This window comes from Halochromatium sp., assembly GCF_046541315.1.
Taxonomy (GTDB): domain Bacteria; phylum Pseudomonadota; class Gammaproteobacteria; order Chromatiales; family Chromatiaceae; genus Lamprobacter.
Genome location: NZ_JBKHDN010000110.1, coordinates 1 through 9,066, shown reverse-complemented (window position 1 = coordinate 9,066; position 9,066 = coordinate 1). Strand labels below are relative to the sequence as shown.

At 66.2% G+C, this 9,066-nt stretch carries 7 protein-coding genes; 4 read left to right on the top strand and 3 right to left on the bottom strand.

Annotation, left to right across the window (positions count from 1 at the left end):
- The first annotated feature begins 819 nt into the window (after positions 1–819).
- The 3 genes from ACLFQI_RS08680 (at position 820) to ACLFQI_RS08670 (ending at position 2,438) form a co-directional block, all read left to right on the top strand.
- Complete coding sequence (locus ACLFQI_RS08680; protein WP_410758534.1) at positions 820–1,422, top strand: hypothetical protein; 603 nt, start codon at positions 820–822, stop codon at positions 1,420–1,422.
- Positions 1,423–1,427: 5 nt separating this feature from the next.
- Positions 1,428–2,015, top strand: a complete 588-nt coding sequence (locus ACLFQI_RS08675; RefSeq protein WP_410758532.1) for a DUF6399 domain-containing protein — start codon at positions 1,428–1,430, stop codon at positions 2,013–2,015.
- 243 nt (positions 2,016–2,258) lie between these two features.
- A complete protein-coding gene (locus ACLFQI_RS08670) occupies positions 2,259–2,438 on the top strand; it encodes a hypothetical protein (RefSeq protein WP_410758531.1) in 180 nt (59 codons plus the stop codon).
- Positions 2,439–2,574: 136 nt separating this feature from the next.
- Here ACLFQI_RS08670 and ACLFQI_RS08665 read toward each other — a convergent pair whose 3' ends face one another.
- Complete coding sequence (locus ACLFQI_RS08665) at positions 2,575–4,776, bottom strand: glycosyl hydrolase family 57 (RefSeq protein ID WP_410758530.1); 2,202 nt, start codon at positions 4,774–4,776, stop codon at positions 2,575–2,577.
- Between the two features lie 126 nt (positions 4,777–4,902).
- Here ACLFQI_RS08665 and ACLFQI_RS08660 point away from each other — a divergent pair, with 126 nt between their 5' ends.
- Positions 4,903–6,318 (top strand): DegQ family serine endoprotease, encoded by a 1,416-nt coding sequence (locus tag ACLFQI_RS08660; protein ID WP_410758529.1) that lies wholly within the window; start codon positions 4,903–4,905, stop codon positions 6,316–6,318.
- A 10-nt stretch (positions 6,319–6,328) separates the two neighbouring features.
- Here ACLFQI_RS08660 and ACLFQI_RS08655 read toward each other — a convergent pair whose 3' ends face one another.
- Positions 6,329–7,882 carry a S41 family peptidase gene (locus ACLFQI_RS08655; RefSeq protein WP_410758524.1) on the bottom strand — a complete coding sequence of 518 codons (1,554 nt, stop codon included), beginning with the start codon at positions 7,880–7,882 and terminating at the stop codon, positions 6,329–6,331.
- Positions 7,883–7,960: 78 nt separating this feature from the next.
- Positions 7,961–9,066, bottom strand: a 1,106-nt coding sequence (locus tag ACLFQI_RS08650; RefSeq protein ID WP_410758521.1) for a murein hydrolase activator EnvC family protein, incomplete at its 5' end; no start/stop codon positions are given.

The window sequence follows — 9,066 nt, the reverse complement described above, 5'->3', positions numbered from 1 at the left end:
CTGACCTGCAAGTCTCGCCTGACCCGCAACCTTCGGCTGTACCACTTCCTGCTACAGCGGGGTTGCTTGGTTCGGGATTGGCTGGTCTTCTGCCCTTCACTCGGCGTCGTGGAAAAAAGGCCGTGTGAAGACTCTAGCCTCGTCGACTGATACGCTGATGGTCTAGAGCGCAAATTAACCCCAAAACCCGCTTCGGCGGGTTTTTTTATACTCGGAGGAAATGCAAATGCTGGCATTCAAACATGCCGAAGACATCCATCAACTACCAAACACCCATCCCGTCTATCAAACCCTACGAGAACTCGTCCGACTCTGCATAGAGTCCATCGACGACTACGACCCTGACATCTACGGCAAAGTCTACCTGATCGAGCCGGAAGATGTCTCAAAACCCCTTCCCGATATCTGCGACCAGTGGACCTTGTATGACGTCCAGCGGGAAGGTGTAACCCTGAAAGACGGGCACTTCACCTGTGTCTATCTCGGCAGCGGAGACTACGGATTGTTGTTCGTCGTGCCGGCCTTGATCATCGCTCGGTCCAATACCGAGTATTCCGGTAGGCAATCAACCCCGCTGAAGGAGTGGCAGGAGCGCCGGGTCGGCGTACCCTTGGAAGTGCAAACTGACCGAGGGAAAAGCCGTTACCCGATGCCTCTACCGCTGTTGACTCTCGTGCAGAACGACGCCCAACGCCAATCCATGATCTCTTGGATCGCGCCCATCATCGGCAGACAGTGGCACAGGCGCAGCACGCTGGGCGGAGTCAACGCGCGGCCGCGACGAGCGCCGGTGTGGCGCGCGGAACGCTGGCCCCAGCCATGCCCCATCGCCCACTCAGTATCGCCGAAGACGAGACCTGGAAGGACGGCATGCGCTTGGTCACGATCGACCCGGTCTCGGGCTTCATCCTGCTCGAGCAGACGAGCGATGAGCGCTCGGCGGCGGCCTGGACACAGGCGCTCGAGGGTGGACTCGAGGGGCTGAATGTGACCGTGGTGCAAGGCACCAGTGATGAGGCCAAGGGATTGTTAGCGCATGTCGAGCGCGATCTGGGCGCGCATCATTCCACGGACCTGTTCCATCTGCAGCATGAGGTGAGTCAGGCGCTGAGTCTGGCCTTGAAGCGTGCCGAGCAGCAGGCCGAGACAGCAGAAGCGAAGGCGAAGGTGCGCTGGCAAGGGGAATGCGCGGCCGAGCACGCCTATCATCGTCGCCGCCATGGCCCGGGACGTCCACCGGCGTTTGCCGCGCGTATCGATGCAGCGCTAACGCCGACGTCCAGGCCCGCCTCGCGCATGAGCGCGCCCAAGCGCAGCGCGCTAAGGCGAAAGCCCTCATCGGTGCTTTCAGCGAGGTCGATCATCCCTATGAGTTGCAACAGGGGCAGGCGCAGACGCCCGAGCAGCTGCAAACTCGTCTAGAAACGGTGTTTGCGCGCCTAGAGGCGATCGCCGAAGAGGTGGACCTCTCCGAGCACCTCGGCGCGCCTCTGGCCAAGGCGAAGCGCTTGACCCAGGGCCTGGTCGCGACGCTGGCGTTCTTCTTCATGAGGGTCAACAGCCGGGTGCAGGCGCTGGATCTCGCACCGGCGATTGAACAGGCGCTGCTCAATGAGCTGATCCCGGCGCTCTATCTGGAGCGTGCTGCCGTGCGCTGCAGCCGTGCTGAGCAACGCCATCGGCTTCAGGCACTGAGTGCCCAGCGCCTCGCTCCGCTGCGGCAGCCCGCGCACCCGATCCAGTCCCTGGATGAGCAGACCCGTCGCGACCTCAAGCAAGTCGCGGGGGAGTGTGCCGATCTATTTCAACGCAGCAACTCCTGTGTCGAGGGACGCAATGGCTTCCTCGCACTCTATCAGCATGGCCATCACCGCCTCAGTCCGCGCAAACAGCAGGTCTTGACCGCCCTGCACAACGTCGCCATCACGCGTCCCGATGGCACCACGGCCGCTGAGCGCTTTTTCGCTCAAGCGCATCCGTCCCTGTTTGAGCAAGTGCTCGAGCGCATGCCCTAGCCGGCTCGACCGGCGCGACGACGACTGCGGCCGGTGAGGCAGCCTTACCCACACTTGTGGCAGCTTAGCAACAGCGGGCCAGGCGATGATCAAGGCCTCGCTCAGTATCGACCACGTCCGCGTTCCCGGCCCTTGGTTTCGCGTTGACCGGCCCTTCAGCCCTAGCTAATCTGGGGTCTCTTAGGCGACCCGTCAGATCGAGACAAAACCGGCCGCGCGGCCGTTACCTGAGGAGAACTGTTGATGAAGTCCCTGTTCCTATTGTTCTTGTTCGCCATCGTGGTGATTGGCCTCGCCATGTTTATCAAGGGCTATGCCAATTCAGTGAACCTCTACCACATCTGTGACAAACAGGTGTCTTGGTACAACGCGGTATTCTTGGACCCGATCAAAGACAAGAGCGGCTGCGAGAAGTACCAATAAGCAAGCGCCGAGAATCGCATCAATTCTCGGATCATCGCCGGCCCGTGCTGATTCAATGGATATGATGCATGTGGGGCAGGTTGAAACGCCTGCCCTTGGGCCGGCTCCGTCGAGACGCTGCCGCCGCGCGATCCCCTCAGGCCAAATAGACCCGCTCCAGGCTACCGCCTCTGACATTGCCGCACCGATCCTCGGCTTCGAGATAGTAGCGGACATCGCCGGCGCCGACCGGTAGCTCGGCGGTGAAGTAGTTCGCGGTCAACGCCGCGCCGGTTTGTGTCGGATAGGGTCCGTGATCCCGCATCGGCAGGCGCCGCTCGCCGGCCTCGTCGCGCAACACCAATTCGACCCGCGTCAAGCCCGAGCAGTCGGCGACGAAGCTATGCACGACCCCCGCGCGCGGGGCATCGAGCAGGCAGCCCTGACCCCAACGCTTGCCGCCCGGATTCTCCGGCACGATCCAGGGCGGGAAGATGGTCGGCCCGCGGCGGTCGCGGCCGGCGGCGACCAGGACATCGAGTTCCGCCTTGAGCCGGCCGTGGCCCAAATTGGCGGCATTGGTCACCTGCCGATCCCATTCCGACTGTCCGGTCCAGTACCAATAGCAACTGGTCTCGGCGGTCAACAGCAACCGCACCGCCTCGGCCAGCGCCGGATGCTCGGGCGCGCTGTCCTCGAGCGTGTGCACCAGATCCTGAAACGCCGTCAGCACGGCCCAGGAGTTCAGGTCCGGCGAATAGGACTGGTCGTAGCGACTGAACCACTTCATGAACTGCGGGTCGCCGTTGTCGGCGCCGGCCCAGGCGCCAGGCTCGATATGGACGACCTGCTCCGGGTCGGGCGGGAAGCGTTGCAGATAGTCCTCCGCCGTGGTCAGCTCGAAGCGCGGATCGCGCTTGAGCCAAGCGACCAGCTGAGCGGTGTTGTGATGGTAGTAGCTATCGGCACCGCCACCGTGGTTGTCGCCATCGGAATGCAGCAGGAAGAACGGCGGATGCTTGGGATCGAAGCCGCCAGTGTCGACGATGCGTTGATAGAGCTGGCCGAGCACGTCCGGATATTGCAGCGCGCCGAAGCCACCGCGCGCATCCTCGTTGCCGATATAACGCTCGGCGGGGATCGCGATCAGCTTGTGCAGCTGGCCCTCGACGTCCTCGTAGCCGACATATTCCGGCCGCAGCAGGCGCGGGCTGATCTTCGACGCCGCCCAGATATTGTGCAGTTGCAGCCAGTCGTCGACCGGCGGATTGACCTGATCGGCCGGATTCGGCGGCAGCATGCCCTCCTCGATGCCGGCATAGGGATAGTCCTGGCAGGCGCGGAAGCGATGGATCGAGTCAACGATCACCGCCTCGACACCGGCCTCGACCAGCGCCGGGATCATCCGCACATGGAACGCGGTCTCGGGCGGGAACAGCACCCTTGATGCCTCGGCGCCGAAGACGCGCTCGATCAGCTCACGGTGCCAGCGAATATTGCGCACGATGTCACGGTGAGGGATCAGCGGCATCAGCGGGTGGTAGAAGCCGAACGCGGAGAATGCCAGGCGCGGATTGCCGAGCGCGGTCCTGGCCTCGGCCATCTCCCGCAGCGCGCGGTTCCAGCCGCTGAAGCGCCCGCCGCAGCGGCCGAGTTCGGCGCAGCGCTCGAGCTGCTCGATCAGCGTCCCGCTCCAGCTCGTCGAGAGCCCGGCATGGGCGAGACCGCCATCGCGGTACTGGCGCACCGCGGCTGGGACGAAATCGGTGTAGTTGCCGGCGCGCGAGCCAAAGATCTCGTCCTTCTCGCCATCCCAATGGTCCGGGTTGGTGGTGTCGTAGTACGGCTGGTGCATGTGCTTGTGGATGCCGAAGTACACCTTGACCTCGGCGCCATTGCCGTGCGCGGGCTGGATCTCGGCGCGGGCGCCAGCGGAGCGTTGCCCGGTAGCCGCCAAAGCCGCGCCTTCGGCAGCCGAGCCGCGCTGGTCAGCGGATCCCGCCTCCGCGCCAGCGCGCTCGAGCCGCACCTCGGCGAAGGTCTTGATCCAATCGCCGCCGCCGGCCTGCTGGATCTCGGCGCGCCGGCAGCCTTCGATCTGCAACTCGAGCCGCTCGCCCGCTGCGCTGCCGGCAGGGATCCTGGCTTGGTAATGCCAGCGCCCGCTGCCGTCCTCGACGCCGAGGATGGCAGCGTGGTTGATCAGGGTCTCGCGGCCAGAGGCACGCAGGATCACTTGCGGGAAAGGGATCTCCCCGTCGGCGACGAACTCCACCCGGAAGGCGGGGTAGCGGCCATCGGCGGCAAGCACGAGCCGCGACGGACAATTGATGTCGAGAAAACGGCCGAAGATGGACATGGTCTTAAAAGACTGCGATCAAATGCTCGGTATTGTACGATTGTCCTCGATTGCATGCCGACAGGGTCGTCCATGTGGGCGCCCAACCATTGCCGCGACCAACCGCAGAATCTGCTGCAAAGACCGATGCCTGTCTTCAACCTTCGCGCTTTCGCAGCGCAGTGCTCGCAACCCAGTGTCCGCTCCTGCAACACCGCGCTGCTCGCCATCTGGCTGGCACTGACGGCACCACTGGCAACGGCCGTGCTGCCGGCCGTGGTCGACGATGGCGAGCCGCTGCCGTCGCTGGCGCCGATGCTCGCCAAGACCGTCCCGGGCGTGGTCAACGTCTCCACCGTCACCGAGATCGCCGCGACCGAGCATCCACTGCTGCGCGATCCGTTCTTCCGCCGCTTCTTCGACATCCCCGGCCATCAGCGCAATCGCGAGAGCCAGAGCCTGGGCTCGGGCGTGGTGATCGACGCCGAGCGCGGCATCATCCTCACCAATCATCATGTGGTGCGCGCCGCCGATGCGATCCGCGTCACCTTCGACGACGGTCGCCGGCTCGAGGCCGAGCTGGTCGGCTCCGACCCAGAGACCGACATCGCCGTGCTGCGAGTCGAGGCCGATCATCTCAGCGCGGTTCCGCTCGCCGACTCGGATCAGCTGCGGGTCGGCGATTTCGTGGTGGCGATCGGCAGCCCGTTCGGACTCGCGCACACGGTCACCTCCGGCATCGTCAGCGCGCTCGGGCGCACCGGGCTCGGCATCGAGGGCTACGAGAGCTTCATCCAGACCGATGCCTCGATCAATCCCGGCAATTCGGGCGGCCCGCTGGTCAACCTGCGCGGCGAGCTGGTCGGCATCAACACCGCCATCCTCGCCCCCGGCGGCGGCAACGTCGGCATCGGCTTCGCGATCCCGACCAACATGGTCAAGACCGTCGCCAGTCAGATCATCGAGCACGGCAGCGTGCGCCGTGGCCTGTTCGGCGCCGGGGTGCAGGATCTGACCCCGGAGATCGCCTCCGCGCTCGACATCGACCTGTTTCGCGGTGCGGTCATCGCCACCGTTCAGCCGGACTCCCCGGCGGCCGAGGCCGGGCTGAAGCCGGGCGACATCGTCACCAGCGTCGACGGGCGCCCGATCGCCAGCGCCGGCGATCTGCGCTCGCGCATCGGCCTGCTGCGCCCTGGCACCGAGATCGAGCTGGAGATCCTGCGCAATGGCAAGGCGCGCCGACTGCGGGCGGTGATCGAAGACCCCTATGCCGACTTCGTCCATGGCGAGACGCTGAGCCCGGTGCTCGAGGGCGCGCTGATCGGCGAAGCGGTCCGGCGCCACAACCGCAGCCGCACCCGGGTGGTCATGGTCGGCCCGCTGCGCCCCGGCAGTCCGGCCTGGCAGAACGGACTGCGCGAGGGCGACCTGATCGTGCAGGTCAATCGCCGCGCCATCGCCCGGCTCGACGATCTGGCGCAGGCATTGGAATCGGCCGGTGGACTCTATAGCGCGCAGGTGCTGCGCGACGGTCAGCTGCTGTTGCTCGCGCGGCGCTGAGGGCACCCGTTCAGTCGGGAAGATCCGAGGTGTTGACCGCGTTGGCCTCGGCGGCCGGCGTCTGCCCGAGGATCACCAGACCCTTGAGCACGTTGAGCGCCTCGAAGATCTGATAATCCTCGGCCGCGAGCGATGACGTCTTGCGATCCTTGCCTGGGCCGGCGGTCTCCTCGCTGGCGGGTCCGTTGTTGGAGGCCTCGTCGTCGCCGCGCGCATCAGCATCGGTGGCATCCTCGGAGTCCCCGGAGTCCCCGGAGTCCTCGGAGTCCTTGGGGTCTTCGAGATGGCGAACCAGATTGGCCTCCTTGAGCGGCGCGACCTCGGCGTCCGTGTCCAGGGTCAGGTGACCGCGCTCGAGAATGATATCGGGCACGATGCCGTGGGCCTGGATCGAGCGCCCGGCGGGGGTGTAGTAGCGCGCGGTGGTGAGCTTGACCGCGGTGCGCTCGTCGATCGGGATGATGGTCTGCACCGAGCCCTTGCCGAAGGTCTCGTTGCCCATGATCAATGCCCGGCGCTGGTCCTGCAGGGCGCCGGCGACGATCTCGGAGGCCGAGGCACTGCCGCCATTGACCAGCACGATGAGCGGCGCGCCCTCGAGCACATCGTCGGGACCGGCGCGGAATTCGAGCTTGGCATCCTTGAGACGGCCTTCGGTGTAGACGATCAGGCCTTGCTCGAGGAAGGCGTCGCTGACGCCGACGGCGGCGTTGAGCATGCCGCCGGGGTTGTTGCGCAGGTCGAGGATGACCCCCTTGAGCGGGCCGTCATTGTCTTGCTCGAGGCGCTCGACGGCCTTGAGCAGATCCTCGCTGGTGCGGGACTGGAAGTTGGCGACGCGCAGATAGCCGAAGCCGGGTTCGAGGAGGCGCTGCTTGACCGAGGCGACCTTGATGATCGCACGCTCGATCTCGACGCGCAGCGGCTTGGCCTCGCCATCGCGCATCAGGGTGAGGGTGATGGCGCTGCCGGGTTTGCCGCGCATCAGCTCGACGGCGTCGCTGAGGTTCATGCCCTTGACCGGCTTGTCGTCGATGCGCACGATCAGATCGCCAGCCTGGATGCCTGCGCGCTGGGCCGGGGTGTCGTCGATCGGGGCGATGACCTTGACGAACCCGTCCTCCATGCCGACCTCGATGCCGAGGCCGCCGAATTCGCCGGTGGTGCCGGTCTGTAGATCCTGGTACTGCTCGGGATCGAGATAGGCGGAGTGGGGATCGAGCCCGGCGAGCATGCCACGAATGGCGCTGGCGAGCAGGTCGCGATCCTCGACCTGTTCGACATAGTCGCTCTTGATGCGGCCGAAGACCTCGGCGAACACGCGCAGTTCATCGAGCGGCAGGTCCTCGGGCGTGGCGTCCTCGGCCTCGGCCGACTCGAGCACCTGTTCCACCTCCTCGACCCTCGGCTCCGGGCGCGTGTCGGTGGGCTTGAAGCCGGGCGGCGGCGGCTGCACCACCGGCGCCGGCTCGGCGTCGGGCGGCGCCGCGTCATCCTGCGCCCAGGCGGCGGGCAGCAGGCCACAGAGGAGGAGAGCGGGAAGGGCGAACTGGCGATTGGTCATGGATTCATCCTGCGGGCTCGGAGCGCGGCCCGGCTGTTGCTGTGTGCTGTAAGGCCTAAGGCGATTGCCGTCAATCGCCTAACTGGCGGAGCGGCACCAATGGCCGGGATCGATGGCCCGGCCCCGATGACGGATGGCGAAGTACAGCGCGTTGTGCTCGGCGCCACCGCTGCTGCCGGCCAGGGCGATGAGATCACCCGCGCCAACCCATTCGCCAACCTCTTTCATTAGGGTGCGATTATGCCCGTACAGGGTCATGTAGCCACCCCCATGGTCGATTACCAATAACATGCCAAAGCCGCGCAGCCAATCGGCGTACACCACCCGGCCGTGATGCACGGCGTGAACCTCGGCGCCGGCCTCGGCCGCCAGCAGGACACCGTCGGCATGCAGCGCACCCTGCTCGCGGCCCTCGCCGAAACCGCGCAGGACGCGGGTGGGGCGCAGGGGCCAGGCCAGGCGTCCGCGGCGTTCGCTGAGCGTGGCGGGCGCGAATTCGGCTTCGGCGGCGATTTCGGCGCTGCGCTTGAGGCGCGCGATCAGGGCGCGTAGCGCCTCGGCATCGGCGCCCAGGGCCGAGGCCTGGGTCTGTTCATCGGCGATGAGCTGCTCGAGATCGGCGAAGACGGCGGCGCGCGCGGCGAGCGCGTTGCTCAGGCGCTGGCGGGTGCGATCCTGACGCGTGGCCAGCCGCGCGAGCCGGGCGGTGTCTTCACGCTCGCGTTGTTCGAGCCGCCGCAGATCCTGCTCGAGAGCGCGAATCTCCTCGACCCGGGCCGCACGCGCGGCGGCGACGATCCGATAATAGCCGAACAGGCGCTCGGCCCGGCGCGGATCCTCCTGCCCCAACAGCAGGCGAATCTGATCCCCATGGCCCATGCCATAGGCGGTGCGCACGAGATCGGCGAGCGCGGCGCGCGCCCGCTCAAGATCGGCGCGCAGGGCTTGCAGGCGGGCCTCAGTGCCCAGCAGCGCCGCTTGCTGGTCGGCGACCAACGCCTCCAATTCGCGGTTGGCGCGGCCGAGGTCGCCGATGTCGCGCTCGAAGCGGCGCAGCTCCACCAGCAGGGCGTCACGGTAACGCAGGTTGTCATCGATGCTTTCCCGCAGACCTCGCAGACGCCCCTGCAGTTGCTCGAGCGCGGCCTCGTGCTCGGCCACCGCCGCGAGCCCCTGGCCGGAAG